This window comes from Leifsonia sp. 21MFCrub1.1, from assembly GCF_900107895.1.
GTDB classification, from domain to species: domain Bacteria; phylum Actinomycetota; class Actinomycetes; order Actinomycetales; family Microbacteriaceae; genus Leifsonia; species Leifsonia soli.
The window spans coordinates 2,076,993-2,103,983 of sequence record NZ_LT629867.1; the positions used below are offsets into that span (position 1 = coordinate 2,076,993).

Consider the following 26,991-nt stretch of genomic DNA (forward strand, 5'->3'; position numbering starts at 1 on the left):
GACGTTCACGCCGCGCCCCCGTCCCCCCACCGTCGAGTACGCGAAAACTGCACGTCATCCGGGTGGATGGCGTGCAGTTTTCGCGTACTCGACGGGGGTGCGGAGGGGGTGGGAGGGGCGTCAGGCGACGCCCAGGTAGGCCTCCTTGATGGCGGGGTCGGCGAGGAGCTCCTTGCCGGTTCCGGCGCGGGTGATCACGCCGGTCTCCAGGACGAAGCCGCGATTCGCGCGGGCCAGCGCCTGGTTGGCGTTCTGCTCCACCAGCAGCACCGTCGTGCCCTGCTTGTTGATCTCCGTCACGATCGAGAAGATCTGCCGGATGAACTGCGGCGCGAGGCCCATCGACGGCTCGTCCAGCAGCAGCAGCCGCGGATTCGACATCAGCGCGCGCCCGATGGCGAGCATCTGCTGCTCGCCGCCCGACATCGTGCCGCCGACCTGCGTCTTGCGCTCGGCGAGCCGCGGGAACAGCGCGAACACGCGGTCGAAGTCCTCGCCCATCTTGGAGCGGTCCTTCCGGCCGAACGCGCCCATGTCGAGGTTCTCCATGACCGTCATGCCCGGGAAGATCCCCCGGCCCTCCGGCGCCTGCGAGATGCCCCGGACGACGCGGATGTGCGCCTTCATCTTCGTGATGTCCTCGCCGTCGAACAGGATGGACCCCTTCGACGGGTTCAGGATGCCCGAGATCGTCTTCATGGTCGTCGACTTGCCGGCGCCGTTCGCCCCGATCAGGCTGACGATCTCGCCCTCCTCCACTGAGAAGGACATGTCGTGGATGGCCTCGATCCGGCCGTACGAAACGCTGATGTTCTTCAGCTCAAGCAACGTCATCTTCGGGCTCCCCGAGGTAGGCGGCGATCACGCGCGGGTCGTTCCGGATGGCCTCCGGAGTGTCGTCGGCGATCTTGCGTCCGAATTCCAGCACGACGATCCGGTCGGTCACTCCCATGACCAGCTTCATGTCGTGTTCGATCAGCAGAACGGTGTACCCGTCGGCCCGGATGGTGCGGATGAGCTCCATGAGCTCCTCCTTCTCCGCCGGGTTGAAGCCGGCTGCCGGCTCGTCGAGGCACAGCACCTTCGGATCGGTCGCGAGCGCCCGCGCGATCTCCAGGCGGCGCTGGTAGCCGTACGGGAGCGAGCGGGACAGCGACCCCGCCTGGTCGGCGATGCCGACGAACTCGAGCAGAGCCATGCCGCGCTCGATCGACGACTTCTCCTCGCGCGTGTGCCGCGGGAGGCGGAGCAGCGCGCCGGGGACCGAGGTGCGGTGCCGCGCATCCAGCCCGACCACCACATTCTCGAGCGCCGTCATCTCGCCGAACAGCCGGATGTTCTGGAACGTCCGGGAGAGGCCGAGGCGGGTGATCTGGTGCTGCTTGCGCCCCTTGATCGTCTGACCCTCCAGCAGCACGTCGCCGCTGGTCGGCTTGTAGACGCCGGTCATGGCGTTGAAGCACGTCGTCTTGCCCGCGCCGTTCGGGCCGATCAGCCCGAGGATCTCACCGCGGCGGATGTCGAAGGTGACGTCGTCGAGGGCCGTCAGGCCGCCGAACTTCACCGTCAGGTTGCGCACCTCGACGATGTTCTCGCCGACCTCGACCGCGATCTCGCGGTCGGGTGCGGCGGCCTCGGCGACCTCCAGGTCGATGCCGGCGGCCTCCAGTTCGTCCTCGTTCGCGCCGAGGGCCGGCTCCTCTTCGGGAACCGTGTTCTGTGCGTCCGTCATCGTGCGCCTCCCTTCGCGCCGTCGCCGTCGAGTGAGCCGGGATCGACCGCCGGCGTCGCCCCGGTCCGCGGGCCGGGGCGGCCCGTCGTGGCGTCCACCACCCGGCGGTAGGCATGCCTGCCGTACGCCAGCAGCTTCTGCCGAGCCGGGAACAGGCCCTGCGAGCGGAAGATCATGATCAGCACGAGCGCGATGCCGAAGATCAGGTACTTGTAGTCGGCGATGACGGTGAACCGCAGCGGGATGTACGCCACGATCGCACCACCGAGCATGGCGCCGACCTTGTTGCCCGCGCCGCCGAGGACGACGGCCGCGAGGAACAGGATCGACGTCTGCACGTCGAACTTCTGGTTGTTCACGAAGCCGACCTGCCCGGCGAACAGCGCACCAGAGAGCCCGCCGACGCCGGCGCCGATCGCGAACGCCCACACCTTGTACTTGAAGGTCGGGACGCCCATGATCTCCGCCGCGTCCTCGTCCTCGCGGATCGCGACCCAGGCGCGGCCGACGCGGCTGCGCTCCAGGTTGCCGACCAGCAGCAGGATGACGATGATGACGGTGATCGTCAGCCAGTACCACGGGACGCCGTTGGAGTTGGAGAAGATCGGGATGCCGTCGGCGTTCTCCCCCGGCGGGTGGCCGACGTTCTGGAAGCCGACCTGTCCCTTCATGGCCGGGATGATCGTGGCGAGGATGCGCACGATCTCACCGAAGCCGAGCGTCACGATCGCCAGGTAGTCGCCGCGGAGGCGGAGCGTCGGGACGCCCAGGATGATGCCGAACGTCATCGTCACCGCGATGGCGACCGGGATCGTCCACAGGTACGGGATCTTGACGAACGGCGAATCGGGGCTGGTCAGCATGGCCGCCGTGTACGACCCGACGGCGAAGAACGCCACGTAGCCGAGGTCGAGCAGGCCTGCGTAGCCGACCACGACGTTCAGGCCGATCGCGATGAGGGCGTAGACCGCCATCGAGAAGCAGGCCAGGGCCCAGTCGTTGCCCGGCGCCGTGGTGAGCGGGAAGAAGTTCAGGTACGGCAGCGCATACGCGATGACGACCACGATCAGCAGCCACGCCCACTGCACGGGACGGGGCAGGTTGTTCCAGCGGTCGCGGAGCTTCGCGAACGGTCCGGTGCTGCGCTTGCCGCGGGCCGCTTCGAGGGCGTCGACCGCTTGCTCCTCGCGGCCGTCGGGGAGGACCCTGGGTCCTTCTGTCATGCTCATGCGCGGCTCCTTCCGAGCGAAGTGCCGAGGATGCCGCTCGGCTTGACCAGCAGCACGAGGACGAGGACCACGAAGGCCACGACGTCCGTCCACTGCGAGTCACCGAGGAGGATCTGGCCGTAGTTGCCGATGACGCCGAGCAGCAGACCGCCGAGCAGAGCGCCGCGGACGTTGCCGATGCCGCCGAGGACGGCCGCTGCGAACGCCTTGACGCCGAGCACGAATCCGCCGTTGTAGATGACGCCGGAGGGCACGAGCATCACGTAGAACAGGGCAGCAGCACCGGCGAGGATGCCGCCGGTGATGAACGTGATCTGGATGATCCGCTCCTTGTTCACACCCATCAGGGTCGCGGTGTCCGGGTCCTGTGCGACAGCGCGGATGCCACGGCCGGTGCGGGTCTTGCGGATGAACCAGTCCGTCGCCACCATCAGGATGACCGAGGCGATCACGATGATGAGCTGCTGGCTGTTCACGATGGTGCCGAACACGTCGAAGATCGGCTGCGGGATGAACATCGTCACCGCCGGCTCCGCGTTCGCGCCCCGGATCAGGAAGATCAGGTACTGGATGGTGAACGAGGCGCCGATCGCCGTGATGAGGAACACGAGGCGTGGCGCGTTCCGCCTTCGCAGCGGCCGGTACGCGACGCGTTCCAGGACCCAGGCGGTGATCGCCGATGCGACGACACCGACGAGGAGCGCCAGTATCAGATCGCCGATGATGGCGCCGGGACTGAGATTGGGGGCGCTGGGCCCGAAGCCCAGCGAGGTGAGGGTGATCACGACGCCGTACGCGCCGACGATGAAGACCTCGGAGTGGGCGAAGTTGATCAGGTTCAGCACACCGTAGACCAGCGTGTACCCGACGGCGATGAGGCCGTAGACCGCGCCGAAGGTGAGGCCGTCGAACGTCGCACTCCAGAAGTTCTGGACCAGCGCGTTGACGTCGAAATTGATCCAGGAGCTGTCGAGGGCGGGATGAAGGAGGAGGGTTTCGAGCATTCGAGCATCCAGGGTTCAGTGCCGGATCTCCGTCGATCCGACAAGCAAAGCGAGCGTAGTCGAAAAACGAGGGTGCCGCGGGCCGTCGTGTCCCGCGGCACCCTTCAGGTGTCGCCTCAGCCGATGGTGCCGATCGGCACGATCTTGCCGTTCTCGACCTTGTAGCCGTAGACGGCCGGGGCCTGGAGCTCACCGGTGGAGTCCCACTTGTAGTGCTTGCTCAGACCGTCGGCGTCGTAGTCCTTGACCCAGGCCAGCAGGTCGGCGCGGGTCGTCTTGCCCTTGTCGATACCGGAGAGGAGGACGGTGGCGGCGTCGTAGCCCTCGATCGAGTACGTGCCCGGCTCGGCGCTGGCGAGCTTCTTGTAGGCGGACTCGAAGTCGGGGATCAGCTCACCCGGGATGCAGGGGCAGGTGAAGTACGCGTTGCCGGACGCGTCGCCGGCCAGCTTGATGAACTGGTCGTCCTTCACGCCGTCCGGGCCGACGAAGGTGCCCTTGTAGCCCTTGTTGACCAGCTGCTGGTCGAACGGGGCGCCCTCGGCGTAGTAACCCGCGTAGTAGACCGCGTCGGGCTTCGCGTTGATGATCTTGGAGATCACCGCGGAGAAGTCCTTCTGGCCGGTGGTCACCTTGTCGGTTCCGACGAGCGCGTCGCCGAGAGCCTTCGAGGTCTGGGTGCCGAGGCCGATGCCGTAGTCGGAGTCGTCCTGGACCAGGTAGACCTTCTTGGCCTCCAGCTTGTCCGTCAGGAACTTGGCGGCGGCCGGACCCTGCACGGCGTCGTTGCCGAGGCCGCGGAAGAAGGTCTTCCATCCGTTCTGCGTCAGACCCGGGTTGGTGGCCGACGGCGTGATGTGGACGAGGCCCTGCTGCTCGAAGATGTTGCCGGTGGCCTTCGACTCACCCGAGAACGGGAGGCCGACGACGCCGACGATGTCGGTCTCGTTCACGGCCTGCGTGACCGGGCCGGTTGCCTTGTTCGGGTCGCCCTCCGTGTCGAACTTCTTGAAGCCGACCTGGCATCCCTTGTTGGCTTCGTTGTGCTGGTCGATGGCCAGCTGGATGCCGTTGTAGATGTTGATACCGAGCTGGGCGTTCGGGCCCGTCTCCGCACCCACGTAGCCGATGGTCAGGCCAGCAGGACAGGTGGCCTTTCCGTCGCCCGCGGGGAGCACTGCGTCCTTGGGGACATCGACCGACGTGATCGCCGGGATGTCGACCTTCGACGAGTTCCCGTTGCTGGATCCCCCCGTGGACGGCTGGTTCGCACATCCCGCGAGGAACAGTGCGACTGACGCTGCAACAGCCGCACCGATGGTGACTTTCTTCCGTAGCATCTTCTGCCTCTCGACGTTAATCCGTCACGAACTCGCCGTTTTCGCCGGTTCGTGCCACGAATATGTGTGCTGAGAATACATGGATCGCAACGTTTTGCAACCACGATCGGAACGCAGATTTACACGATCGAAACCAAACCGAGCGCGACACTTCACACCGTGCCGCGCGCCTGGGTAGGCTGATCCTTCGCCGTCGAACGGCTCGAGGAGGTGCCCGACCGCATGCGTGTGACCCGGCTGGACATCCCCGACGCGCTCGGCACCCCGGGCTCCGCCGCCTTCGAGGAGATGGTCGGCGTCCTCAACGGCATCGTCGTCGATCTGTGGGGCGACGACGACTTCGTCGAGACGGCCGATCAAGCACTCGCGGCGCATCGCGAGCAGGACTACGTCGAGCGGATCGTCTTCGTCGCGATCGAGGAGGGCGCGATCGTCGGCCGGGTGGAGGCGATCTTCCCGCTCGACGAGGACTCCGAGACGGTGTCGCTGCTGGTGGATGTCGTGCCGGCGCTCCGCGGGCGCGGCATCGGAGCGGCGCTGCTCGCGAAAGGCGAGGAACTCGCGGCCGACGGCGGACGGCGCGTCGTCTCGGCGTACACCGAGCATCCCGTCCGGACGCTGGAGGGCGCCGACCGGCTGGTGCGGGCCTCAGCGGGCACCGCGGGGCTGCCCGCGTCATCCCGGGATGTGCGCTTCGCGCTGCGGCACGGCTACCGGCTGGGTCAGATCGAGCGGTCGAGCGAGCTGCACCTGCCGCTCCCGCCCGAGCGCGAGGCCGGCCTGACCATGACGCCCAGCGGCTTCCGTCTGGTGTCGTGGTGGGGCGCCGCCCCGGACGATCTGCTGGAGCGGTTCGCCGCGATGAAGGCGCGGATGTCGACCGACATCCCGCAGGGCGGCATCGCCGTCGACCCGGAGGACTGGGATGGAGAGCGGGTGCGCTCGCAGGAGCGGACGCTCGTCGCCCGGGGCGAGCCGCTGCTCGTCACGGCGGCGGTGCACGAGGCGACCGGCGAGATCGCGGCGTACACCGAGCTGGCCGTCCCCGCCGACGGGACGAAGGCCGAGCAGTACGACACCCTCGTGGCGCGCGCGCACCGCGGCCACCGGCTGGGCACCGCGGTGAAGCTCCGGAACATCCAGGAGCTGGGCCGCCTCGCACCGCACATCCGGCGCATCCTCACCTGGAACGCCGACGAGAACGACCCGATGCTCGCGATCAACCGCGCCTTCGGCTTCCGGCCGCACGCGCTCACCGGCCACTGGCAGAAGACACTCGGCTGATCGGCATCCCGCCGCGAGCGGAGGCGGCGACGGCGAAAGGGAGGAGTTCGTGGCTGCGCACCGGCGTGTCGGCGGTGAACGGAGGCGATCGTGGTCGAACGAGCGACGCGACTCCTCCGTTTCCGCAACGACGAAGGGATCGGAGCGGAGGTTCCGGCGGTCAGCTCGCGGCAGGCAGGGAGCGGGCCCGTCGCAGCCTCTGGCAATGCGGGCAGAAGTGCGACCCGCGGTTCATGAACTGCTCGCGCACGATCAGCGTGCCGCAGCGCGGGCACGGCCGGCCCTGGCGTCCGTAGGCGTTGAGGCTGTGCGAGAAGTACCCCGAGGCGCCGTTCACGTTGACGTACTGCGCGTCGAAACTGGTCCCGCCCTCGGCGAGGGCCTTGTCGAGCACGTGGCGCACCTCCGCGAGCAGGCTGCGCACCTTGGCCCGGCTGAGCGAGTTCGCCGGCTGGGCGTAGTGGATGCGCGCGGCCCAGAGGGCCTCGTCGGCGTAGATGTTGCCGATGCCGCTGACCAGCGTCTGATCGAGCAGGGCGCGCTTGATGCCCGTGTTCTTGCGGGAGAGCGCCGCGGCGAAGCCGGCGTCGTCGAAGGCGGGATCGAGCGGGTCGCGGGCGATGTGGGTCACCTGGGTCGGCACGAGCGGCTCGTCGGTGCCCCGGCCGCCCGGCGCGCCGTCCGCGGTGGGGACGAGCATGTCCACCGCCATGGAGCCGAAGATCCGCTGGTCGACGAAATCGACCAAGAGCTCGCCGTGCACGGGATGCTCGATGTGCAGGCGGATGCGCAGCAGCCCCGCCTCCTCGGTTCCGGGCTCGCGCAGGAGGATCTGGCCGCTCATCCCCAGATGGGCCACGATGGCGCGTCGCGGATCGCCGGCCAGCGGGATCCACAGGAACTTGCCCCGGCGCACCGGCTGCTCCATGACCCGGCCGGTCAGGAGCGCCTCGAACGCGCCGGCGACGGGGTCGTGCCGCTTCAGCGATCGCGGCTCGAAGACCTCGACACCGAGGATGGTCGCGCCGGTGACCGCGGGCGCCAGGCCCGCGCGGACGACCTCAACCTCGGGAAGCTCGGGCACGTCGTCTCGTCAGTTCCGTCCAGGCGCTCAGCGCCGCGGCCATCTCGGCCTGTTTCTTGCTCGTCCCTTCGCCCGTGGCGGTGACGAGCCCGCCCACCTCGACCGTGGCGTGGAAGATCTTGGAGTGGTCCGGGCCGGTGTTCGTCACCGTGTAGACGGGAAGGCCCGCGCCGCGGTGGGCTGCGACCTCCTGCAGGCTGGTCTTCGGATCCATGGCCGCGCCGAAACGGTCCGGGTCGTCGAGCAGCGGCTCGACCAACCGCAGGACGAGTGCGGTCGCGGCATCGCCTCCCGCGTCCAGGTACGTCGCTCCGATGAGCGCCTCGACCGTGTCCGCGAGGATGGACGCCTTCTCGCGGCCGCCGCTCTGGTTCTCGCCGCGGCCCAGCCGGAGGTACTCCCCCAGTCCGATGCCGCGTGCGACCTCGGCCAGCGCGACCGAGCTCACGAGACTGGCGCGACGCTTGGCGAGCTCGCCCTCGTCGAGGTCCGGGTTCTCTCGGAACAGCTTGACCGTGACGGCCTGCCCGAGGATCGAGTCGCCGAGGAACTCGAGGCGCTCGTTGTTGGGGATGCCCCCGTGCTCGTACGCGTACGAGCGGTGGGTCAGCGCAAGCTCGAGAAGCTCGGGGTCGATGACGACCCCGAGCTTCTCGAGAAGTGCAGTGCGGTCAGTGTTCTCTCCGACCACCGTGTTCACCGATCGTCAGCGACGATCAGACGTCGGCGACCTTGCGGCCCTTGTACTCGAGGAAGAGGGCGGTGCCCGCAGAGTCCTCGACGACCTTCGCGCGGTGCGGCAGGCTGTAGGTGACCTTGCCGTTCTCGATCGTCTTGACGAGCGTGGGGACCTCAGCCTTCCACTGCGAACGACGGGCGTGGGTGTTGGCGCGCGACTGCTTCCGCTTCGGGACGGCCATGACTATCTCTTCTCTGTGTTCGGTCGGGGTTCATCGGTGTCGGAAGCCTGGAAGGCCGCAAGCGCAGACCAGCGCGGATCGACGATCTGCGACGGCTCGCGGTCCGGTACATCCGCCAGCCTCTCCCCGGTCTCGGGGTCGAGACCTGGGCAGTCCGGCCGGCACACCGGCTGGAACGGCAGTGCCAGCACTACCGCATCCCTGATCAGAGGTTCAAGATCCACGTGGTCGTCGTGAACCTCATGATCGAAAGCTTCGTCAGAAGAATACGCGAAAAGTTCTTGGAAATCGACTTGGACGGTCTGCTCGATGTCGATCAGGCAGCGGCCGCACACGCCGACGGCGGTCGTCTGGGCGTCTCCGGTCGCGAGGATTCCCTCGTGCATCGACTCCAGACGGAGGTCGAGATCGATGGTCTCGCCCTCCGGGACGCCGATCAGGCCCTCGCCGAGTTTCTCCGACACAGGAATGGAGATGCGCTGTTCGCGCATCGTGCCCGGGCGGCGGATGAGGTCGTACACATTGACGGTGTACGGCGAGTTCTTGGTGGTCACGAGCGACTATTTTACGCCGCTCCACGGGGACGGACGGCGGAAGGCCAGCCCGCTGGCAGCAAGGACACAGGAATGAGCAGCGCTTTCGTCCGCAGCACGGGGCCGGCCTGCGCCTCCAGGGCCGACAGGACGGTCTCGAGATCGTCCGAGAGGCCGCCCGCCCAGCGGCGGGTCGGCGGACCGTAGGCGTCGCGTTCGAGTTCGCCGAGCAGCCGGAGCACCGCGTCCTCCGCCGGCGTCCCGGCCACCGCCGCGGCGACCCGCCCGGCGAAGACGCGCGGGGTCTCGGTCGGCGGGGCGGTCCAGCCGAGGTCGCGCACGGTGTCGCGCAGCTCGTCCCAGACGATGGATGCTCCTCCCCACTCGTCGGTCAGCTCACGCAGCCGTCTGCGCCGCCGCATCCTGCGCCAGACCGCCGGAACGAGCAGCACGCCGATGACGAGGAGAGCCACTCCGATGCCGGTCGCGAGCGGCTGCGCGCCCGACGACGGCGTGAACGTGGCCGACCCGGCCGGGTTGGCGGGGTCGGTCGGCACGAGTGCACGCGGTGCGGAGCTGGAGGTGGCGGCCGAGCTCGGCGGCGCCGCGGCCGGGTCGGTCTGCGGGCGGGTGTAGTCGGGGACCGTGCCGCGGCCGACGGTCGGCTCGAACGACACCCAGCCCACACCGGCGAAGTAGAGCTCGGGCCACGCGTGCAGGTCGTCGCTCGTCACCGTGTACTCGCCGGGGTTGGTCGCCGTCCCCCCGCTGGTCGCTCCCGGCAGATAACCCTCCGCCACCCGCGACGGGATGCCGAGGGTCCGGGCCATCAGCGCCATCGCGGACGCGAAGTGCACGCAGTACCCGCTCTTCACCTCGAGGAACTTCGCGATCACCCGTGCGCCGTCCCCGTCGTATCCCTGCTTGAGCGGGGTCTGCGTGGAGTAGACGAAGCCGTTGTCTCGGAAGTAGTCCTGCAGGGCGACCGCCTTGTCGTACTCGGAGATGGCATCCTTCGTCGCGGTGAGCGCCGTGTCCTCGATGATCGACGGCAGATTGGGCGGCAGGAAGAGGTCGCGCTGAACCTCGACCGGAACGAACCCGCCCGCGGCCTTCAGCTGGTCGACCGTCGGCTGCAGCACCAGGGAGGTCGCTGTGTACTTCTGCCCTTGCGTCGTGGAGTTGATGCCGCCGATCGTCAGGTCGTCCGGGTCCCACGACCAGGTGCCGCTCAGGCCCTTCACCGACTGGACGGGCGTCGGGGCGGGAAGCCAGCGGCTCGTCATGTTGTCGATGGCGACCGTCGTGGTGATCTTCGTCGTCTTGACGGTGTCCGAGAGCCCGGCGACCGGGCCGATCTTGGCGCCCTCGCTGAGGCGGTTGGTGTCGCGCTCTCGGTGCTTCCACACCGAGCCGGTGAACTGGTCGAGCGAGGCGAGCTTCAGGTACTGGCCGGTGGCCGCGCTGGTCGTGTACGTGAGGGCCCGCACCGCGGCGGGCCGGCGGAGGTCCTTGCCGAGGTCGACCAGCGGCGTGACGGTGCCGCCGATCGAGATTCCCCCTGCGGTGAAGGAGGTCGCGCCGCCCTGGTCGAAGCCGGGGGCTGTCCCGGCGAGCACGACCGCGATCGTCACCGCGGACGCGCCGACCGAGAGCGCTGCACCCGGGCGCGGTGTGCCCGGGCGCCGGCTGCGCACGTCGCAGCGCAGCAGCCACAGGTAGGCGGCCGCCGACACGGCCAGCGCGATCGGGTCGAGACCGTCGCCGAGCAGCGCGCCCGGCACGACGAGCACCGCCGCGATGCCGATCGCCGTGAACGCGGGAGTGCGGATCGCCACGGCGAGGGTGTCGAGGATGAGCGCGAGCAGGCACCCGCCGCCGACGACGAGGAACAGGAACTCGGGCAGTGCCTCCGCCGGTGTTCCCTGCTGGTAGATCGAGAGCATCGCCTGCTGGAGGTACTGCATCCAGTTCGTGACCGTCGTCGGGGTGGGGATGACCCCGAGCAGCCCGCTCCCCCGGCCGAACGCCACGGTCATGATCGCCGCCGACTCGACGAGCAGCAGCACGGGCACGACGCCCTTCGGGATGCCGAGGCTGCGGAGTCCGGCACCGGTGACGAGCACGGCGGAGGCGGTCGCCACCAGGGCAAACCACCAGCCGACGCCCTGGATGAGCCCGGAGAGCGCGTAGCTCAGCGCCACCACCTGCAGCACGAGTGCGCCGGTGATGCGCCAGTAGCCGACCCGGCGCCGCACGCCGACACGAGAGACGGGGAACGCCACGGACTCAGTCGCCACGCGCCACCACCCCCGCACGCTGCCGCCGGAGGGCGCGCTGCCAGCACTCGGCAGGGTCGTCCCCCGCGGCGAAGGTCACGCAGAGCCAGCCGGCGTCGGTGAGCACCTCCGCCGTCTCCTGCGGCAGGGTCGCACCGACGAGCGCCACCGCCGGATCGCCCATGGACCGCAGGGCCGCGAGCGCACCCAGCTCCGCCGGCGGCGACCCGGCCAGCACGGCGAACACCGGGACGGGCCGTCCGGCGCGGCGCAGGCCGGCACCGAGCTCGGCGACCGCGTCGTCGCGGGACGCGACACTGGTCTCGACCGCCGCGAGGTCGGCCAGGAGCATGCGGTCGGCGCTGCCGACGTCGTACGTCGCCGTCGTCGCCCCCATCGTCCCGGTGCGGCCCGCGCCGCTGCGACCGGACAGCTGACGCTCGCCGGTCTCGACGACGCTCACCGCGAATCCTTCGTCCAGCAGGTGCACGCCGATCGAGGCGACCAGGTCGACGAGGGTCTCGAACTCGTCGGCCGCCTCCGGGGCGTGTGCCGGCAGGGGGCGGGTGTCCATCAGCATCCACGCCTCCGGGTTGCTCCGCTGCTCCTCCTGGCGCACCATCAGCTGGTCGTGCCGCGCGGTGGCCCTCCAGTGCACGCGACGCAGCGGGTCGCCCGGCCGGTACTCCCGGGCGATGAGCTCGTCGGCGCTCGGGATGCTGTGGCGCAGCAGCTCGTGCTCCGTTCCCTCGCTGTGGGCGACATCCAGCTCGCCGCGGGAGAGCGGGACGACGCGCGGGGTGACCAGCAGCTGACGAGGCTGTCCGATCGCGTACTCGGCGTAGGCGATCCCGAACGGGTCGGCGCGGCTCACCACCAGCGGCCCGACGGGATGCGCGCCCCGGCGCTCCGGGACGACGTCCTGCCGGAGCACGACGGTGTCCCGCCCGAGGCGGCTGTCGGCCTGATGGCCTTCGAGCCGCGGGAAGGGCGCCGAGCCCTGCACGCCCACCGCGGCCGGAGCGGACTCCCGCCAGTGCGCGGCGGGGCTCGGCCGCGGCGCCTGGTTGCGCGCCGTCGTGACGATGGTGGCCTTCTCCCCCACCGCCACCACATCCGGGTGGAAGCTGCGGGTGACGGTCAGCCGGGGCCGGTCGACGGTGACGGAGATCATCGCGGCCAGCGGGAGCACGGTCAGGAAGACGCCGACGAACAGCACGTCCGTCCGCCCGAAGAGGGCGGAGGCGACGAGCGCCACCACTCCGACGGCGCCGAGGGTCCAGCCGCGGGCGGTCGGACGCGGCCGCTTCAGCGGAGAGGAGGAACGGCCGCCCTGCGGCATGTCAGCGACCCGTTGCGCCCGGCGCCGCGGCCCCGCCGGAGCCGACGGGCACCGGTGTCGACGCCACGATCCGGCGGACGATGTCCGCGATCACGGGCGCGCTCTCGTGGTGGTGCCCGAGCGCCCGGCTGGTCGGCAGCAGCCGGTGGCCGAGCACCGGAACGGCCAGCGCGTCCACGTCATCGGGGAGGACGAAGTCACGGCCGGCGAGCGCCGCCATCGCCTTCGCCGCGCGGATGAGCTGGAGGGTGGCCCGCGGGCTCGCGCCGAGCCGCAGGTCTCGGTCCTCGCGCGTCGCTCGCACCAGGTCGACGGCGTACTGCTTGACCGGCGTCGAGGCGAACACGGCGCGGGCGGTCACCATCATCGCGCGCAGCTCGTCCGACGTGACCACCGGCCGGATGCGCGACAGCGGGCTGGAGGTGTCGCGCGTCGTCAGCATGGCGAGTTCGGAGTCCTCGTCCGGGTAGCCCATCGCGATGCGCGCCATGAACCGGTCGCGCTGCGCCTCCGGCAGCGCGTAGGTGCCCTCCATCTCGACAGGATTCTGCGTCGCGACCACGATGAAGGGCGCCGCGAGCGGATAGGTGGAGCCGTCGACGGTGACCTGGCGCTCCTCCATGCACTCCAGCAGCGCGGACTGCGTCTTCGGGCTCGCGCGGTTGATCTCGTCGCCGATCACGATGTTCGCGAAGATCGCACCCGGCTTGAACTCGAACCGGCGCTCGGCCTGGTTGTAGACCGACACACCGGTCACATCGCTCGGCAGCAGATCCGGGGTGAACTGGATGCGGCTGACGGTGCAGTCGACCGACTTGGCCAGCGACTTCGCCAGCATGGTCTTGCCGACGCCGGGCACATCCTCGATGAGCAGGTGCCCCTCGGCCAGCAGGACCACCAGAGCGGTCTGCACCGCCTCGTGCTTCCCGTCGATCACCGACTCCACGTTGGCGGTGATCTGCTCCGCGGCGCGCCGCAGCTCGTCGAGGTCCATGAGGGGAGCTGTGCCCGCGTCCTCCTCGGGTGCGACGGAGGACTCGGTGGGCTGGCGCGTCGCGTAACTGTTCATGACTCCCCCGGCTAGGTCTCTTGGAGGTACTCGTGCACGGCCGGCGGCACGTACGGGCTCACGTCACCGCCCAGAGCCGACACCTGACGCACCAGAGAGCTGGAGACGTGGGCGTTGGCCGGGTTCGGCAGCAGGAAGACGGTCTCGACCTCGGCCAGGTGGCGGTTCACGATCGCCATGGGCGTCTCGTAGGCGACGTCGACCGACGACCGGATGCCCTTCACCAGCACGTGGGCGCCGACGTCGGTGCAGTAGTCGACGAGCAGCCCGACCGACCAGGAGGCGATGACGATGTTCCCGACGATGCCGGCATCCTCGATCGATCGCTCCAGCAGGGCCACGCGCTGCGCGATGGGCAGCAGGGCCGACTTGTCCGGGTTGTGGACCACCACGACGTGGACCTCGTCCCACAGACCAGCGGCACGCTCGATCACATCGAGGTGCCCGAGGGTGACCGGGTCGAACGATCCAGGGACAACGGCGATCCTGTTCATAGACCCCCAGACTATCCCGCGGTTCCCGGCATTTCGTTGTGAATCCGTTACCAACGGGTTTCGTCCGGGCGGCTCAGGACTTGCCGAGGAACGCCCGCTCGCTCTCGTCGAGCCTGCGGGCCAGCGCCGCGGCCAGCGCGGGATGCTCGGCGAGCGGCGGATCCTCCTCGAGGGTCTCCTCCGCGGCGACCCTCGCCTCGGCGATCAGCTCGCCGTCGGTCGCGACGCGCAGCAGCCGGAGAGACGATCGACCGCCCGACTGACGGCTCCCGAGCACATCGCCTTCGCGGCGCAGCTCGAGGTCGATGGTGGCCAGCTCGAAACCGTCCAGCGTCGCCGCGACCGCGTCGACCCGCTCCCGGGCGAGGGTGCCCTGCTCCGCCGCCGTGACGAGGAGGCAGAGGCCGGGGATCTCGCCGCGCCCGACACGGCCGCGCAGCTGGTGCAGCTGCGACACGCCGAACCGGTCCGCATCCAGCACCACCATCGCCGAGGCGTTCGGCACGTTCACCCCGACCTCGATCACCGTCGTCGCGATCAGCAGGTCGATGGCGCCCGCCGCGAACGCGCGCATGACCTCGTCCTTCTCGTCCGACGGCAGGCGGCCGTGCAGCACGCCGATCCACGAGCCCGCGAACAGCGGGTCGGCGCGCACCTGCGCGGCGACCGCCTCCACATTCGCGATCGGCCGCGGCGGAGCCCCGTCGGCATCCGGCTCGTCGGGCTCCGGCTCCTCGCCGTCGTCCTCCGCATCCTTGCCCGAGATCGCCGGACACACCACGAACACCTGGCGACCCTTCGCGATCTCCTCCGATGCGCGCTCCCAGATCCGGCGCTCCCATCCGGGGCGGTCGGCGAGCGGCACGACGAAGCTCTCGATGCCCTGCCGCCCCGCGGGCAGCTGCGCGATCGTCGACACGTCCAGGTCGCCGAACACGGTCATCGCGACCGTGCGCGGGATGGGCGTCGCGGTCAGCACCAGCACGTGCGGCGGAGTGCCGCCCTTCGCGCGCAGCGCCTCCCGCTGCTCGACGCCGAAGCGGTGCTGCTCGTCGACCACCACCAGCCCCAGATCGAAGAAGGTGACCGCGTCGCCGAGCAGGGCGTGCGTCCCGACGACGATGCGGGCCTGCCCGGACACGGTCCGCAGGAGTGCGCGCTTCCGCTCTGCGGCCGAGAGCTGGCCGGTGAGGAGGGTCGGCATGAGCTGCGCCGAGAGATCGGGGCCGAGCATCGCTGCGATGGACCGCAGGTGCTGCGCGGCGAGCACCTCCGTCGGCGCGAGCAGGGCCGACTGGCCGCCGGAATCGGCGACGGCTAGCATGGCGCGCAGCGCCACGAGCGTCTTGCCGGAGCCGACCTCGCCCTGCACCAGACGGTGCATCGCCGCGGTTCCGGCCAGGTCGCGCGCGATCTCGCCGCCCACCACATCCTGGTCCCCGGTGAGCGAGAAGGGCAGGGCCGCATCGAAACGTTCGAGCAGCCCTCCGGGCACGGCCGCGCGCGGCGTGGCCGCGACCTGCCGGGACGCGGCACGCTGCTGCAGCAGCGCCGCCTGGAGGACGAACGCCTCCTGGAATCGCAGCGTGTCGCGCGCCCGCTGCCACTGCGCATCCTTCTGCGGCCGGTGGATGCCCTCAAGCGCATCGCGGTACGGCACCAGCCCGCGCTCCACGACGACGCGGTCGGGCACCGGATCGTCCACAGGCCCGAGCGCGTCCAGGGCGAGCCCGACGGCCTTCTGCACCTGCCAGCTGGCCACCGTGCCCGTCGCCGGGTAGATCGGGATGGGCGTCTGCGCCCACTCCTTCGCGGCAGCGCTGCCCGGGATCACCGCGTTCTCCGCATCCGGCTCGAACAGCTCGTAGTCGGGATGCGCGAGCTGCAGGGCGCCGCGGTACGCCGACACCTTGCCCGCGAAGATACCGCGGACGCCGGGAAGGAGCTCGCGCGAGCGCCATGCCTGATTGAAGAAGGTGAGGGTCAGGATGCCCTCGCCGTCGGAGATCTTCACCTCGAGGATGCTGCCGCGCCTGGCCCGCATCGGGCGCTCCTGCACCCGCAGCACCTCGGCGATGATCGTCACGTTCTCGTCGAGCGGCAGGTTCGCCAGTGCCGTCAGCTCGCCCCGCTTGGCGTACCGCCGCGGGAAGTGGCTCAGCAGGTCGGCCACCGTGCGCATCCCGAACGCCTTCTCGAACGCGGACGCGGTGCGGCCCCCGAGCACGCCGCTCAGCCGGGTGTCGAGACCGACGGTGCCGGCGTCAGCAGGCCCGGAGCCGGCCGGGGCGGGGGCGGAGGTCATGACTCGATCGTATTCTTCCCCTCCGGCATTCCACCGCCGGGATCACCGGTCGTGCGGTCACGTCTCGTCCGGTGCGCTCGACAGCGCCTCCAGCTCGGCCTGTACCGCCGGCTCGTCCGGACGCTCCGACGCCAGGCGCCGCTGGATCTCGCGCGCCTCGGCCGTCCGGCCGAGCTCGCGGAGGCAGCGTCCGACGGCCCAGTGCGCGGCGAACTGCTGATCGAGGGTGCCGTACGCCTCCGCGTACTCCACCGCGTCTTCGAACGAGGCGAGCGCGGCATCCGCGTCGCCGTCGCGCAGCAGCACCCAGCCGCGCAGGTCGTACAGCACAGCACCCCAGCGCAGGGTGCGCGGGTCACCGGTCGCCGCGAGGTCGGAGAGACCCTCCTCGATCCACTGCAGCGCCCGCGGGCGGTCGGCGTCGGCGAGCACGAGCGCCGACTCGACCCCGAGCGAGAGATCGCCGTCGCGGCGGGCGGCACGGAGCGCGGCCTCCAGAACGGGGACCGCCTCATCCGATCGGCCGGAGGCGGTCCGGAGCCGGCCGCGCTCGAGCAGCACCCGCACTTCCAGCACCCCTCCCGCCGGCTCCAGCGACTCGAGGAGCGCCTCCGCCTCGCCGAAGCGGCCCTGCAGCCCGAGCGCGCGGGCACGCTGTGTCTCGAGCTCGGCCCGGACGACCTCCGACCGGTCCCGTTCGGCGGCAGCAGCGGCCAGCCGTTCTGCGGAGGCGATCGGGTCGCCGGGAAGCCACAGCGCGTCGAGCTCTGCCTGCTCCAGGCGTTCCTCCATGCCCATATCTTGGCGGCACTCCGGGTGCCGACGCTAGGCTCGGGGGGCCATGACCCGCATCGTCTCCGGATTCGCCGGCTCGCTCAGCCTCCAGGTGCCGAAGAGCGGCACCCGCCCCACCAGCGACCGGGTGCGCGAGGCGATCTTCTCGGCGCTGGACGCGCGCGATGCGCTGCACGGAGCCCGCGTCCTCGACCTCTACGCGGGATCGGGCGCCCTCGGGCTCGAGGCCGCCAGCCGCGGCGCCGCCTCCGTCGTGCTCGTCGAGAGGGCGGCGGCGGCCGCGCAGGTCGGCAAGCGCAATGCGGCAGCGGTCGTCTCGGCGGCGCGCGCGGCGCGGGTGCCTGTTCCCGCGATCGACGTGCGGACGTCGGCCGTGCAGGCGTACCTCGCTGCCGCCCGCGGACCGTTCGACGTCGTGTTCATCGACCCGCCGTACGAAGTGCCCGACGCGGAGCTGCTCGCGGTGCTGACCGCGCTGGAGCCGCTCCTCGCCGACGACGCCGAGGTCTGCGTCGAGCGGAGCACCCGCACGCCGGACCCCAGCCTCCCCGCCGGCCTCGCACTCGTGCGCCGCAAGTCCTATGGCGAGACCGCCATCCACTGGCTCACCCCCGACCGCCCCTGATCCCCGCCGTCGAGTCCGCACAAATTGCACGCTCACGGGGGTGTTCGTGTGCAATTTGTGCGGACTCGACGGTGGGGGCGGAGGGGCGCGGGGCGGAGGGGCGGGGGCGGAGGGGGGTCAGCCGCGGCGGCCGTCCCATTCGAGGTAGGGGTCCCAGCCGCCGCGCTCGTCGAAGGGGCGGCCGCCGACGCGGAGGCCCCGGCCCTCGTGGACGGCGCCGATGGTGCGGAACCCGCCGGGGAGGCGCGTCCCGGGCGGGAAGGCGGCCAGCAGGCCGTGGTCCTCTCCCCCGGTGAGCGCTGTGCGGAGGTCCGGGCCGAGAGCGGCCGGATCCAGGTCGATCGCGACGCCGCTCGCCTCCGCGACCCGGCGCGCGTCGAGCGCGAGCCCGTCGCTCAGATCGAGCATCGCGGTGGCGCCGGCGTCTGCCGCGAGCGGGCCGTCGCCGATCGGCGGACGCGGACGCAGCTGGGCCGAGACGCTGTCGGGATGCGCGGCCACGACGGCTGCGAGACGGGACGCGTCCGGCTCTCCCGCCGCATCCACCGCCTCCGTGAACAGCGCGTGCAGCCCGGCGGCGGCCCTCCCCAGGGCGCCGGACACCGCCACGACGTCGCCGGGGCGCGCCCCGCTGCGCAGCACCGGACGACGGCCGCCCAGGTCGCCGAACGCCGTCACCGCGATCGTCAGGGTGGCCGACACCGACAGGTCGCCGCCGACGACGCCGCATCCCGGAGCCAGCTCCGTGCAAGCCAGCCGAAAGCCATCGGCCACGCCTTCCAGCCAGGCGACCGGCGTCTCCGGCGGCGCGGCGATGGCGACGACGAGGGCGGTCGGGACGGCGCCCATCGCGGCGATGTCCGACAGGTTCGTCGCGGCGGCCTTCCAGCCGAGGTCCTCCGGTCCCGACCATGCCAGCCGGAAGTCCGGACCGTGCACCATCATGTCGGTGGTCACCACGAAGCGTCCGTCCGGGGCGGCGAGCACCGCCGCATCGTCGCCCGGACCCACGAGCGTGGCGTCGGACTCCGGGAGCCGCGGGAAGATGCGCCTGAGCGCCTCCCGCTCCGACGCCTCCCCGATGGTGGTGCCGGCCGCGTCGCTCCCAGAGATTCCCATGATCTGAAACGGTAGCCTGAATCCGATGATGTCCCGTCGCCGCGCCCTTCCGGCCGTCCTGCTCGCGGGCGCCGCCCTGCTTCTCGCCGGCTGTGCGCCCACCGTCTCCCTCGACCCCGCCGCGAACAGCAACGCCCCCGGCTGCGCTGAGATCAGCGTGCGCCTCCCCGACTCCGTCGCCGACAAGGCGAAGCGGGAGACGGATGCGCAGGCGACCGGCGCGTGGGGCGACCCGGCGGCCGTGATCCTGCGCTGCGGCGTCCCGCCGATCGGACCGACGACCAAGCCGTGCATCACCGTCAACGGCGTCGACTGGGTGCTCATGACGGACCCGGCCGCGAAGACGATCGTCTACCAGACCTTCGGCCGCATCCCCGCGACCGAGGTCATCATCGACCACGTCTCCGGCGTCTCGGACTCGTCGGTGCTGCCCGAGTTCGCCAGCGCCGTCTCGTCGGTGAAGCAGACGCAGAAGTGCCTGTCGACCCTTGACACGGACCCGACGGCGAGCCCGACCCCGAGTCCCTGACCTCCGCCCCGGTGCGACATCTGGTCGCCACTCGACCCGGATTCCGGCACCGAGTCACGACTCGGTGAGCGAAAGTCCGGGTCAGGCGGCGCGTGCGATGGCGACCTGGATGAGCTCGTCGATCAGAGCGGGATAGCTCACGCCGGACTCCTGCCAGCAGCGCGGGAACATCGAGATCGGGGTGAACCCCGGCATCGTGTTGATCTCGTTGATGACGAAGCCGTCCGCCGTCAGGAAGAAGTCGACGCGCGCGAGGCCCTCCCCGCCGATGGCGTCGAAGCCGCGGATGGCGAGCTCGCGCATCTCCGCCAGCTGCGCGTCCGTGAGGTCGGCCGGGCATACCAGATCGATGCCCGGCGCATCCAGGTACTTCGCCGCGAAGTCGTAGAAGTCGCGGCCGCTGACCACGATCTCGCCCGCGACCGAGGCCCGGGCCGGCTCGCCGGGCCGTCCGCCGAGCACGGCGATCTCGACCTCGCGGCCCGTGACCATCGACTCGATGAGCACCCGGTCGTCCTCGGCCAGCGCGATCTCCATCGCCCCGTCGAGCTCCGACCAGTCCTTGACCTTCGTCACGCCGACGCTGGACCCTGCCCGGGCCGGCTTCACGAACGCGGGAAGGCCCAGCTCGCGTGCCGCGTCGCGCACCGCATCCGCGCCCGTGCTCCACTCGTAGGCGCTCACCGTGACCCACGGAGCCACCGGGATGCCCGCCTGCTGCAGCACGGTCTTGGTGAAGTGCTTGTCCATGCCCAGCGCGCTCGCGAGCACACCGCTGCCGACGTACGGAAGCCCGACGAGCTCCAGCATCCCCTGGAGCGTGCCGTCCTCGCCCCACGGACCGTGCAGGATCGGGAAGACGATGTCCACCTCGCCGAGCGACGAGCGCACGCCGTCACGGTCGACGACCGACAGCTCGCGGGTCGCGACGCTGTCCGGCCACAGGATGCGCGAGCCGTTGTCCTCGACCTCCGGCAGCTTCTCCCGGTTCAGCGCGAAGCGGGATGCGTCGTCCGGCTGCAGCGTGAATGCGCCGTCCCGCGTGATCCCGACCGGGATGACCTCGTACCTGTCGCGGTCGATCGCCTCAAGGACGCCTGCCGCCGTCGCGCAGCTGATCGAATGCTCGCTTGAGCGACCCCCAAACAGAAGTGCGACCGCGACCTTGTCCGTCATCCGTAGTCCTTTCGCCTTGCGGCTCGTCCGAATCCGTCGTGAGATGCGGTGCGATGTCTTTCGGATCGAGCGTACCGGCGAGCACTTGGCTCACCTGACGCACGATCGGCATGTCCACGCCACGCGCCTCGGCGAGGTGCAGGATGGGCGCGACCGAGGCGAGACCCTCGGCCGTCTGATTCATCTGCTTCACGACGTCGTGGAAGCCGTAGCCCTGACCGAGCAGCCGGCCGGCCGTGTTGTTCCTGCTCAGCGGCGACTCGCACGTCGCGATGAGGTCGCCGAGACCGGCGAGACCCGACAGCGTCTCGGGCTGCGCGCCGTACGCCACGGCGAAGTCGGTCATCTCGACCAGGCCGCGCGTGATGATCGACGCCTTCGTGTTCTCGCCGTAGCCAACGCCGTCCACGATGCCGATCGCCACGGCGATCAGATTCTTCAGCACACCGCCGAACTCGGTCCCGATGACATCGGTGTTGACGAAGCTGCGGAAGTAGCGGTTGGTCGCCGCGACAGCGACCGCCTGCGCCGTCTCCAGGCTCGCCGACGACACGACGGCCGCCGTCGGCTGCTCGCGCGCGATCTCCAGCGCCAGGTTCGGGCCGGATGCCACCGCGATCCGCTCCAGCTCGATCGGGAGGCCCTGCGCGATGACCTCGCTCATCCGCAGGCCGGTGCCCTTCTCGACGCCCTTCATGAGGCTGACGACGACGGTCTCGGGCCCGAGGAACGGGATCATCGCCTCCAGGTTGGAGCGGAGCGTCTGGCTGGGGATGGAGACGAACACCTGCTCCGCACCGCTCATCGCTTCGCCGAGCCTGCTGGTCGCACGGAGGTTGCGCGGGAGGTTGATGCCCTCGAGGTAGTCGCTGTTGCGTTTGACCTCGTTGATCTCGCGGGCGAGCTCGGGCCGTCGCGCCCAGAGCACGACGTCGGAGCCGCCGTCGGCGAGGATCTTCGCGAACGTGGTGCCCCAGCTGCCGGCGCCGAGTACGGCGATGCGGCGGGGGCGGACGATGGGAGCCTTCACTGCCTTAGCCATCGAAGCGGCCGGTCTCCTTCTGGTTGTGCTGCGACGGATCCCAGCGCTCGGCGGGTGCCTTCTCGCCGCGGAGGTCTTCGAGCAGGGCGGTGATCGCATCCATGATGACCGCGGTCGCGTCGGTGAGGGTGGAGTTGTCGAGCGGCTTGCCCCGGAAGGCCGAGAGGTCGACCGGGTCGCCCACCTTGACGTCGATGGTCTTGCGCGGGAACCAGCTGATCTTCTTGGCGTAGCGCGCCATCACCTGCTGGGTGCCCCAGTGCGCGATCGGGATCACCGGGAGGTCGTGCTCGAGGGCCATGCGCGCCGCGCCGGTCTTGCCCCGCATGGGCCACATGTCGGGGTCACGGCTCAGCGACCCCTCCGGGTAGATGACGACGATCCGGCCCTCGTCGGCGATCTTCTGCGCCGCCTCGAGCGGCGCCGAACCGCGCGCGCTGCCCCCGCGCGACACGGGCACCTGCCCCGACCGCCGCAGGAACCAGCCGACCACCGGCACGCGGAACAGGCTCTCCTTCGCGAGGAATCGCGGGAGCCGCCCCAGCTTCCAGGCGACCATGCCGATCATGACCGGGTCGATCTCGCTGTAGTGGTTGGGGGTCAGGATGAACGCGCCCGTCCGCGGGAACTTGTCGCCGTCGACGATCCGGAAGCGGGCGAGAAGGCTCCCGATCGGAACGACGAGACCGGCGAGCACCCAGAACACCGACGGTCTGCTCTTCTCGGAGCGCTGCTTCTTCACGGGCATTGCGGTTTCTGGCACCGTCCCATTATCGGTGACCCGGCATCCCGCTCGGAGCATGCCGCACGGCGCCCCGTCATGCCGACACGGGGACCGGGCGGACGTCGAGCGCCGGGATCCCGGCGAAGTCAGCCGGATTACAGGTGTGGAGCGGAAGTTCGCGCGAGATCGCCGTGGCTGCGATGAGCGCGTCGAATGCACGGGCCGACGGCTTGCGCCCTGCATCCCGGAACGACTGCGCCACCCGCGCGAATGCCCGAGCCGCCGCCGCGTCGAAGGGGATCGGGTCGAAATCGGACTCCGCCAGCTGCAGGTGCGCCTGCCGAGCCGCCCGTTCTTCCTCCGAGCGCGCGATGAGCGGCCCCACAGACAGCTCGGCCAGGGTGACCGCGCTGATCGAGGGGATGTCGGGCAACGCATCAGGATCTGCCCGCGCCAGCAGGATCAACGTGGACGTGTCGAGGAGCCCCGGCCGCATCACCATCGCTGGTCGACGATCTCGTCGATGTCGGCCCGGAGTACGGCCGGGTCGACGGCAGGAAGGCTGCGACGGCTCTCGACGAGCACCGACAGCGCCCTGCGGGGCACGGCCAGGGGCGACAGCTCGGCGACGGGCGCACCGTCTCGCGTAATGGTCACGTGCTCGCCGCGGCCGACTCGGTCGAGGATGTCCCCGCCGTGGTTTCGTAGATCTCTCACGCTGACAGTCTCCATGAGGGGACTGTATCACGGGTGATACAGGGGGGTATCTGTGGATAACCCGCGGGATCAGCCTTCGAGGACGAAGTCGGCCCCCAGCAGCTGGAGCTTCGTGATGAAGTTCTCGTAGCCACGGCTGATGATGCCGACATTGCTCACGGTCGAGCGGCCCTCGGCGGTCAGAGCCGCGATCAGGTGGCTGAAACCGCCGCGCAGGTCCGGGACCTCGATGTCGGCGCCCTTGAGCTCCACCGGGCCCATGATGACGGCCGAGTGGTTGAAGTTGCGCTGACCGAAGCGGCACGGGTGGCCGCCCAGGCACTCCTTGTGGACCTGGATCTTGGCGCCCATGTCGATGAGCGCGTCGACGAAGCCGAAACGCTGCTCGTACACGGTCTCGTGGACGATCGACACGCCGGACGCCTTGGTCAGCGCCACGACGAGCGGCTGCTGCCAGTCCGTCATGAAGCCGGGGTGCACGTCCGTCTCGATGACGACCGGCTTGAGCTCGCCGCCCGGGTGGTAGAAGCGGATGCCGTCGTCGTGGATCTCGAAGGCGCCGCCGACCTTGCGGAAGACGTTGAGGAACGTGAGCATCTCGGGCTGGCGTGCGCCGCCGACGAAGACGTCGCCGCCGGTCGCGAGCGCCGCCGCAGCCCAGCTCGCGGCCTCATTGCGGTCGAACAGCGAGGTGTGGGTGTAGCCGGAGAGCGAGTCGACGCCCTCGATGCGGATCACGCGGTCGGTGTCGACCGAGATCACGGCGCCCATCTTCTGGAGCACGTTGATGAGATCCATGATCTCCGGCTCGATGGCCGCGCCCTTGAGCTCGGTGATGCCGTCGGCCCGGACGGCCGTGAGGAGCACCTGCTCGGTCGCGCCGACGCTCGGGTACGGGAGCTCGAGCTTCGCGCCGTGGAGGCCGTTCGGGGCCGTCATACGGATGCCGCTGGGCAGCTTCTCGACGACCGCGCCGAACTTGCGCAGCACCTCCAGGTGGTAGTCGATCGGCCGGTCGCCGATGCGGCAGCCGCCGAGGTCGGGGATGAACGCCTCGCCCAGGCGGTGCAGGAGCGGTCCGCAGAACAGGATGGGGATGCGGCTGGAGCCGGCGTGCGCGTCGATGTCGGCCATGTGCGCAGACTCGACCGCGCTCGGGTCGAGCAGCAGCTCCCCCTCTTCCGCTCCATCGGTCACCTTGACGCCGTGCACCTCGAGCAGTCCGCGCACGACGCGGACATCGGAGATGTCCGGCACGTTGCGGAGAACGCTCGGGCTCTCGCCGAGGATCGCCGCGACCATGGCCTTCGTGACGAAGTTCTTGGCGCCGCGCACCTCGATGCGGCCTTGCAGAGGGCGGCCGCCGTTGATCGTGATGCGATCGCCCTTGAGGCCCACGCGTGCTCCTGCTGCCTGTGCGTCCTGAAGAAGTGAGTTCAAAGTTTCACCGGGAGGGTCGTGGGCCGCCAGCTCGCGCGGCCCGATTCGTATTCGGAGATTCGCGCCTCGTCGCGCAGTGTGAGGGCGATGTCGTCCAGCCCTTCGAGCAAACGCCAGCGAGTGTAGTCGTCGATGTCGAAAGACACCTGGACTTCACCGACGGTCGCAGTCTTGGCAACCAGATCCACCGTCGCCGCTATTCCCGGCTGCGCTTCGATCGCCTCCCAGAGCCGCTCGGCGTCCTCCTCGGAGACGATGCCGGTGAGAAGGCCCTGCTTGCCCGCGTTCCCGCGGAAGATGTCGGCGAACCGCGGGCTCAGGACGACCCGGAAACCGAAGTCGCGGAGCGCCCACACCGCATGTTCGCGTGACGAACCCGTGCCGAAGTCCGGTCCGGCGACGAGCACGGTCGCGCCCTGGTACTCCGGCCGGTTGAGGATGAAGTCCGGGTCCTGGCGCCACGCGTGGAACAGGGCGTCCTCGAAGCCCGTCTTGGTGACGCGCTTGAGGAACACCGCCGGGATGATCTGGTCGGTGTCCACGTCGGAGCGCCGGAACGGGACGGCGGTTCCGGTGACGGTCTCGAACTTCTCCATCAGGCGCCCACCTTCTCTCCGATTCGCGTGCTGCTGCCGCCACCGCGCGGCGTGTCGTCGCCTTCGGCCTCGAGATCCCACGGGCTCGAGAGCGTTCCGCGGATCGCGGTGGCCGCCGCGACGAGCGGCGAGACCAGGTGCGTCCTGCCGCCCTTGCCCTGCCGGCCCTCGAAGTTGCGGTTGGAGGTGGATGCGCAGCGCTCCCCCGGCGCCAGCTGGTCCGGGTTCATGCCGAGGCACATGGAGCAGCCGGCGAAGCGCCACTCCCCTCCGAACTCCTCGACGATCTTGTCGATGCCCTCTGCCTCGGCCTCGATGCGCACGCGCGCCGAGCCGGGGACGACCATGACACGGACGCCGTCGGCCTTCTTCCTGCCTTTGATGACGGACGCGAAGGCCCGCAGGTCCTCGATCCTGCTGTTCGTGCAGGAGCCCATGAACACGGCGTCGACCGGGATGCTCTTCATCGGCGTGCCCGGCTGCAGGTCCATGTACTCCAGCGCGCGCTCGGCCGCGGCCCGGGCGTTGGGGTCGGCGATCGCCGCCGGGTCCGGCACGGGCTGGCTGAGCGAGACGCCCTGGCCGGGGTTCGTGCCCCAGGTGACGAACGGCTCGATCTCGGCAGCGTCCAGGTACACCTCGGCGTCGAAGACGGCGTCGTCGTCGGTCTGCAACGTCTTCCAGTAGGCGACGGCCTCGTCCCAGTCGGCGCCCTCCGGCGCGTGCGGTCGGCCCTTGAGGTAGGCGAACGTCGTCTCATCGGGGGCGACCATGCCGGCACGCGCTCCCGCCTCGATGGACATGTTGCAGATCGTCATCCGGCCCTCCATCGAGAGCGAGCGGATGGCGCTGCCGCGGTATTCGAGCACGTAGCCCTGGCCGCCGCCTGTGCCGATCTTGGCGATGACGGCGAGGATGATGTCCTTCGCGGTCACGCCGGGGCGCAACTCGCCCTCGACCGTGATCGCCATGGTCTTGAACGGCTTCAGCGGGAGGGTCTGGGTGGCGAGGACGTGCTCGACCTCGCTGGTGCCGATGCCGAAGGCCATGGCACCGAACGCGCCGTGCGTCGAGGTGTGCGAGTCGCCGCAGACGACGGTGATTCCCGGCATGGTCAGGCCGAGCTGCGGGCCGACCACGTGGACGATGCCCTGCTCGACGTCGCCCAGCGAGTGCAGGCGGATGCCGAACTCCTCGGCGTTGCGCCGCAGGGTCTCGATCTGGGTGCGGCTGGTCAGGTCGGCGATGGGCTTGTCGATGCCGATCGTGGGGGTGTTGTGGTCCTCGGTGGCGATCGTGAGATCGGGCCGGCGGACGGGACGGCCGGCCATCCGGAGGCCGTCGAAGGCCTGCGGGCTCGTGACCTCGTGCACCAGGTGCAGGTCGATGTAGATGAGGTCGGGCGAGCCCTCCTCGCCCTTGGCGACCAGGTGGTCGTTCCAGACCTTCTCTGCCAGTGTCAATGGCCCCGCAGCGACGGGACCGGTGGGGTTGCTCATGCTCGTACGAACTCCTTAGCGTGTGAACGGATCAGCCGTCGACGGACTCCGCGGCGAGAGTGGCCTGAGACTAGGACTCGCCGCGGCGGCTAAGGAGGAGAAGACCCGCGTACA

General features: G+C 70.1%; 27 protein-coding genes. 3 read left to right on the plus strand and 24 right to left on the minus strand.

Going from position 1 to position 26,991, the window contains the following annotated elements; translation table 11 throughout:
• Positions 1–120: 120 nt before the first annotated feature.
• The 5 genes from BLW09_RS09855 to BLW09_RS09875 form a co-directional block, all read right to left on the minus strand.
• Positions 121–834 (minus strand): ABC transporter ATP-binding protein, encoded by a 714-nt coding sequence (locus tag BLW09_RS09855; protein ID WP_089911757.1) that lies wholly within the window; start codon positions 832–834, stop codon positions 121–123.
• Positions 821–1,732, minus strand: a complete 912-nt coding sequence (locus BLW09_RS09860) for an ABC transporter ATP-binding protein (protein WP_089911761.1) — start codon at positions 1,730–1,732, stop codon at positions 821–823. The genes BLW09_RS09855 and BLW09_RS09860 overlap by 14 nt, the downstream gene beginning before the upstream one ends.
• Positions 1,729–2,961 carry a branched-chain amino acid ABC transporter permease gene (locus BLW09_RS09865; protein WP_089911764.1) on the minus strand — a complete coding sequence of 411 codons (1,233 nt, stop codon included), beginning with the start codon at positions 2,959–2,961 and terminating at the stop codon, positions 1,729–1,731. The genes BLW09_RS09860 and BLW09_RS09865 overlap by 4 nt, the downstream gene beginning before the upstream one ends.
• On the minus strand, positions 2,958–3,965 hold the full coding sequence (locus tag BLW09_RS09870) for a branched-chain amino acid ABC transporter permease (protein ID WP_089911765.1): 1,008 nt from the start codon (positions 3,963–3,965) through the stop codon (positions 2,958–2,960). The genes BLW09_RS09865 and BLW09_RS09870 overlap by 4 nt, the downstream gene beginning before the upstream one ends.
• 116 nt (positions 3,966–4,081) lie before the next feature.
• The gene (locus BLW09_RS09875) at positions 4,082–5,305 is read right to left on the minus strand and encodes a branched-chain amino acid ABC transporter substrate-binding protein (RefSeq protein WP_089911768.1); all 1,224 of its coding nucleotides are present in this window, start codon (positions 5,303–5,305) and stop codon (positions 4,082–4,084) included.
• Positions 5,306–5,527: 222 nt separating this feature from the next.
• On the opposite strand from BLW09_RS09875, the gene BLW09_RS09880 reads away from it, so the two are divergent.
• The gene (locus BLW09_RS09880) at positions 5,528–6,589 is read left to right on the plus strand and encodes a GNAT family N-acetyltransferase (RefSeq protein WP_089911770.1); all 1,062 of its coding nucleotides are present in this window, start codon (positions 5,528–5,530) and stop codon (positions 6,587–6,589) included.
• 160 nt (positions 6,590–6,749) lie between these two features.
• Here the strand turns inward: BLW09_RS09880 and mutM are convergent, their stop codons facing one another.
• The 10 genes from mutM to BLW09_RS09930 all read right to left on the minus strand — a co-directional run bounded on the left by mutM (position 6,750) and on the right by BLW09_RS09930 (position 17,407).
• Positions 6,750–7,673, minus strand: coding sequence for a bifunctional DNA-formamidopyrimidine glycosylase/DNA-(apurinic or apyrimidinic site) lyase (gene mutM, locus BLW09_RS09885; RefSeq protein WP_089911773.1), 924 nt, complete (start codon positions 7,671–7,673; stop codon positions 6,750–6,752).
• Positions 7,651–8,364, minus strand: coding sequence for a ribonuclease III (rnc, locus tag BLW09_RS09890; RefSeq protein ID WP_089916790.1), 714 nt, complete (start codon positions 8,362–8,364; stop codon positions 7,651–7,653). The genes mutM and rnc overlap by 23 nt, the downstream gene beginning before the upstream one ends.
• Positions 8,365–8,389: 25 nt before the next feature.
• Positions 8,390–8,593 carry a 50S ribosomal protein L32 gene (gene rpmF, locus BLW09_RS09895; RefSeq protein ID WP_018190667.1) on the minus strand — a complete coding sequence of 68 codons (204 nt, stop codon included), beginning with the start codon at positions 8,591–8,593 and terminating at the stop codon, positions 8,390–8,392.
• A 2-nt stretch (positions 8,594–8,595) separates the two neighbouring features.
• The gene (locus BLW09_RS09900) at positions 8,596–9,147 is read right to left on the minus strand and encodes a YceD family protein (protein WP_089911777.1); all 552 of its coding nucleotides are present in this window, start codon (positions 9,145–9,147) and stop codon (positions 8,596–8,598) included.
• Between the two features lie 11 nt (positions 9,148–9,158).
• Positions 9,159–11,426: a transglutaminase family protein gene (locus BLW09_RS09905; RefSeq protein ID WP_089916792.1), complete on the minus strand. Its 2,268-nt coding sequence runs from the start codon at positions 11,424–11,426 to the stop codon at positions 9,159–9,161.
• Complete coding sequence (locus BLW09_RS09910) at positions 11,416–12,747, minus strand: DUF58 domain-containing protein (protein ID WP_089911780.1); 1,332 nt, start codon at positions 12,745–12,747, stop codon at positions 11,416–11,418. Before BLW09_RS09910 ends, BLW09_RS09905 begins: the two co-directional genes overlap by 11 nt.
• Before the next feature lies 1 nt (position 12,748).
• On the minus strand, positions 12,749–13,816 hold the full coding sequence (locus BLW09_RS09915; protein ID WP_089911783.1) for an AAA family ATPase: 1,068 nt from the start codon (positions 13,814–13,816) through the stop codon (positions 12,749–12,751).
• Between the two features lie 11 nt (positions 13,817–13,827).
• Complete coding sequence (coaD, locus tag BLW09_RS09920) at positions 13,828–14,310, minus strand: pantetheine-phosphate adenylyltransferase (protein WP_089911786.1); 483 nt, start codon at positions 14,308–14,310, stop codon at positions 13,828–13,830.
• Between the two features lie 73 nt (positions 14,311–14,383).
• Complete coding sequence (locus BLW09_RS09925) at positions 14,384–16,615, minus strand: ATP-dependent DNA helicase RecG (protein ID WP_089911790.1); 2,232 nt, start codon at positions 16,613–16,615, stop codon at positions 14,384–14,386.
• A 57-nt stretch (positions 16,616–16,672) separates the two neighbouring features.
• Complete coding sequence (locus BLW09_RS09930) at positions 16,673–17,407, minus strand: tetratricopeptide repeat protein (protein WP_231946766.1); 735 nt, start codon at positions 17,405–17,407, stop codon at positions 16,673–16,675.
• Between the two features lie 49 nt (positions 17,408–17,456).
• On the opposite strand from BLW09_RS09930, the gene rsmD reads away from it, so the two are divergent.
• Positions 17,457–18,035 carry a 16S rRNA (guanine(966)-N(2))-methyltransferase RsmD gene (rsmD, locus tag BLW09_RS09935; RefSeq protein ID WP_089911793.1) on the plus strand — a complete coding sequence of 193 codons (579 nt, stop codon included), beginning with the start codon at positions 17,457–17,459 and terminating at the stop codon, positions 18,033–18,035.
• Between the two features lie 117 nt (positions 18,036–18,152).
• Here rsmD and thiL read toward each other — a convergent pair whose 3' ends face one another.
• Positions 18,153–19,154, minus strand: coding sequence for a thiamine-phosphate kinase (gene thiL / locus BLW09_RS09940; protein ID WP_089911796.1), 1,002 nt, complete (start codon positions 19,152–19,154; stop codon positions 18,153–18,155).
• A 25-nt stretch (positions 19,155–19,179) separates the two neighbouring features.
• On the opposite strand from thiL, the gene BLW09_RS09945 reads away from it, so the two are divergent.
• On the plus strand, positions 19,180–19,683 hold the full coding sequence (locus BLW09_RS09945) for a DUF3515 family protein (protein WP_089911800.1): 504 nt from the start codon (positions 19,180–19,182) through the stop codon (positions 19,681–19,683).
• 81 nt (positions 19,684–19,764) lie between these two features.
• Here BLW09_RS09945 and BLW09_RS09950 read toward each other — a convergent pair whose 3' ends face one another.
• The 8 genes from BLW09_RS09950 to leuC form a co-directional block, all read right to left on the minus strand.
• Positions 19,765–20,859, minus strand: coding sequence for a D-alanine--D-alanine ligase family protein (locus tag BLW09_RS09950; RefSeq protein ID WP_089911805.1), 1,095 nt, complete (start codon positions 20,857–20,859; stop codon positions 19,765–19,767).
• The gene (locus BLW09_RS09955; protein WP_172824196.1) at positions 20,771–21,901 is read right to left on the minus strand and encodes an NAD(P)H-dependent glycerol-3-phosphate dehydrogenase; all 1,131 of its coding nucleotides are present in this window, start codon (positions 21,899–21,901) and stop codon (positions 20,771–20,773) included. The genes BLW09_RS09950 and BLW09_RS09955 overlap by 89 nt, the downstream gene beginning before the upstream one ends.
• The gene (locus BLW09_RS09960; RefSeq protein ID WP_089911811.1) at positions 21,894–22,649 is read right to left on the minus strand and encodes a lysophospholipid acyltransferase family protein; all 756 of its coding nucleotides are present in this window, start codon (positions 22,647–22,649) and stop codon (positions 21,894–21,896) included. The genes BLW09_RS09955 and BLW09_RS09960 overlap by 8 nt, the downstream gene beginning before the upstream one ends.
• A gap of 70 nt (positions 22,650–22,719) precedes the next feature.
• Positions 22,720–23,127 (minus strand): type II toxin-antitoxin system VapC family toxin, encoded by a 408-nt coding sequence (locus tag BLW09_RS09965; RefSeq protein ID WP_089911814.1) that lies wholly within the window; start codon positions 23,125–23,127, stop codon positions 22,720–22,722.
• Entirely contained in the window at positions 23,121–23,357 is a 237-nt protein-coding gene (locus tag BLW09_RS09970) for a type II toxin-antitoxin system Phd/YefM family antitoxin (RefSeq protein WP_218857012.1), read from the minus strand. The genes BLW09_RS09965 and BLW09_RS09970 overlap by 7 nt, the downstream gene beginning before the upstream one ends.
• Before the next feature lie 54 nt (positions 23,358–23,411).
• A complete protein-coding gene (gene murA, locus BLW09_RS09975; RefSeq protein ID WP_172824197.1) occupies positions 23,412–24,782 on the minus strand; it encodes a UDP-N-acetylglucosamine 1-carboxyvinyltransferase in 1,371 nt (456 codons plus the stop codon).
• Positions 24,779–25,378, minus strand: a complete 600-nt coding sequence (leuD, locus tag BLW09_RS09980) for a 3-isopropylmalate dehydratase small subunit (RefSeq protein WP_089911818.1) — start codon at positions 25,376–25,378, stop codon at positions 24,779–24,781. Before leuD ends, murA begins: the two co-directional genes overlap by 4 nt.
• Positions 25,378–26,877 carry a 3-isopropylmalate dehydratase large subunit gene (leuC, locus tag BLW09_RS09985; protein WP_089911821.1) on the minus strand — a complete coding sequence of 500 codons (1,500 nt, stop codon included), beginning with the start codon at positions 26,875–26,877 and terminating at the stop codon, positions 25,378–25,380. The genes leuD and leuC overlap by 1 nt, the downstream gene beginning before the upstream one ends.
• Positions 26,878–26,991: the final 114 nt, after the last annotated feature.

What these genes read in the sequence shown, in the direction of transcription:
- BLW09_RS09855 (WP_089911757.1), bottom strand. Translation starts at nt 834, where the DNA reads ATGACGTTGCTTGAGCTGAAGAACATCAGCGTTTCGTACGGCCGGATC.
- BLW09_RS09860 (WP_089911761.1), bottom strand. Translation starts at nt 1,732, where the DNA reads ATGACGGACGCACAGAACACGGTTCCCGAAGAGGAGCCGGCCCTCGGC.
- BLW09_RS09865 (WP_089911764.1), bottom strand. Translation starts at nt 2,961, where the DNA reads ATGAGCATGACAGAAGGACCCAGGGTCCTCCCCGACGGCCGCGAGGAG.
- BLW09_RS09870 (WP_089911765.1), bottom strand. Translation starts at nt 3,965, where the DNA reads ATGCTCGAAACCCTCCTCCTTCATCCCGCCCTCGACAGCTCCTGGATC.
- BLW09_RS09875 (WP_089911768.1), bottom strand. Translation starts at nt 5,305, where the DNA reads ATGCTACGGAAGAAAGTCACCATCGGTGCGGCTGTTGCAGCGTCAGTC.
- BLW09_RS09880 (WP_089911770.1), top strand. Translation starts at nt 5,528, where the DNA reads ATGCGTGTGACCCGGCTGGACATCCCCGACGCGCTCGGCACCCCGGGC.
- rpmF (WP_018190667.1), bottom strand. Translation starts at nt 8,593, where the DNA reads ATGGCCGTCCCGAAGCGGAAGCAGTCGCGCGCCAACACCCACGCCCGT.
- BLW09_RS09910 (WP_089911780.1), bottom strand. Translation starts at nt 12,747, where the DNA reads ATGCCGCAGGGCGGCCGTTCCTCCTCTCCGCTGAAGCGGCCGCGTCCG.
- BLW09_RS09915 (WP_089911783.1), bottom strand. Translation starts at nt 13,816, where the DNA reads ATGAACAGTTACGCGACGCGCCAGCCCACCGAGTCCTCCGTCGCACCC.
- coaD (WP_089911786.1), bottom strand. Translation starts at nt 14,310, where the DNA reads ATGAACAGGATCGCCGTTGTCCCTGGATCGTTCGACCCGGTCACCCTC.
- BLW09_RS09925 (WP_089911790.1), bottom strand. Translation starts at nt 16,615, where the DNA reads ATGACCTCCGCCCCCGCCCCGGCCGGCTCCGGGCCTGCTGACGCCGGC.
- BLW09_RS09930 (WP_231946766.1), bottom strand. Translation starts at nt 17,407, where the DNA reads ATGGAGGAACGCCTGGAGCAGGCAGAGCTCGACGCGCTGTGGCTTCCC.
- rsmD (WP_089911793.1), top strand. Translation starts at nt 17,457, where the DNA reads ATGACCCGCATCGTCTCCGGATTCGCCGGCTCGCTCAGCCTCCAGGTG.
- thiL (WP_089911796.1), bottom strand. Translation starts at nt 19,154, where the DNA reads ATGGGAATCTCTGGGAGCGACGCGGCCGGCACCACCATCGGGGAGGCG.
- BLW09_RS09945 (WP_089911800.1), top strand. Translation starts at nt 19,180, where the DNA reads ATGATGTCCCGTCGCCGCGCCCTTCCGGCCGTCCTGCTCGCGGGCGCC.
- BLW09_RS09950 (WP_089911805.1), bottom strand. Translation starts at nt 20,859, where the DNA reads ATGACGGACAAGGTCGCGGTCGCACTTCTGTTTGGGGGTCGCTCAAGC.
- BLW09_RS09955 (WP_172824196.1), bottom strand. Translation starts at nt 21,901, where the DNA reads ATGGCTAAGGCAGTGAAGGCTCCCATCGTCCGCCCCCGCCGCATCGCC.
- BLW09_RS09960 (WP_089911811.1), bottom strand. Translation starts at nt 22,649, where the DNA reads ATGCCCGTGAAGAAGCAGCGCTCCGAGAAGAGCAGACCGTCGGTGTTC.
- BLW09_RS09965 (WP_089911814.1), bottom strand. Translation starts at nt 23,127, where the DNA reads ATGGTGATGCGGCCGGGGCTCCTCGACACGTCCACGTTGATCCTGCTG.
- BLW09_RS09970 (WP_218857012.1), bottom strand. Translation starts at nt 23,357, where the DNA reads ATGGAGACTGTCAGCGTGAGAGATCTACGAAACCACGGCGGGGACATC.
- leuD (WP_089911818.1), bottom strand. Translation starts at nt 25,378, where the DNA reads ATGGAGAAGTTCGAGACCGTCACCGGAACCGCCGTCCCGTTCCGGCGC.
- leuC (WP_089911821.1), bottom strand. Translation starts at nt 26,877, where the DNA reads ATGAGCAACCCCACCGGTCCCGTCGCTGCGGGGCCATTGACACTGGCA.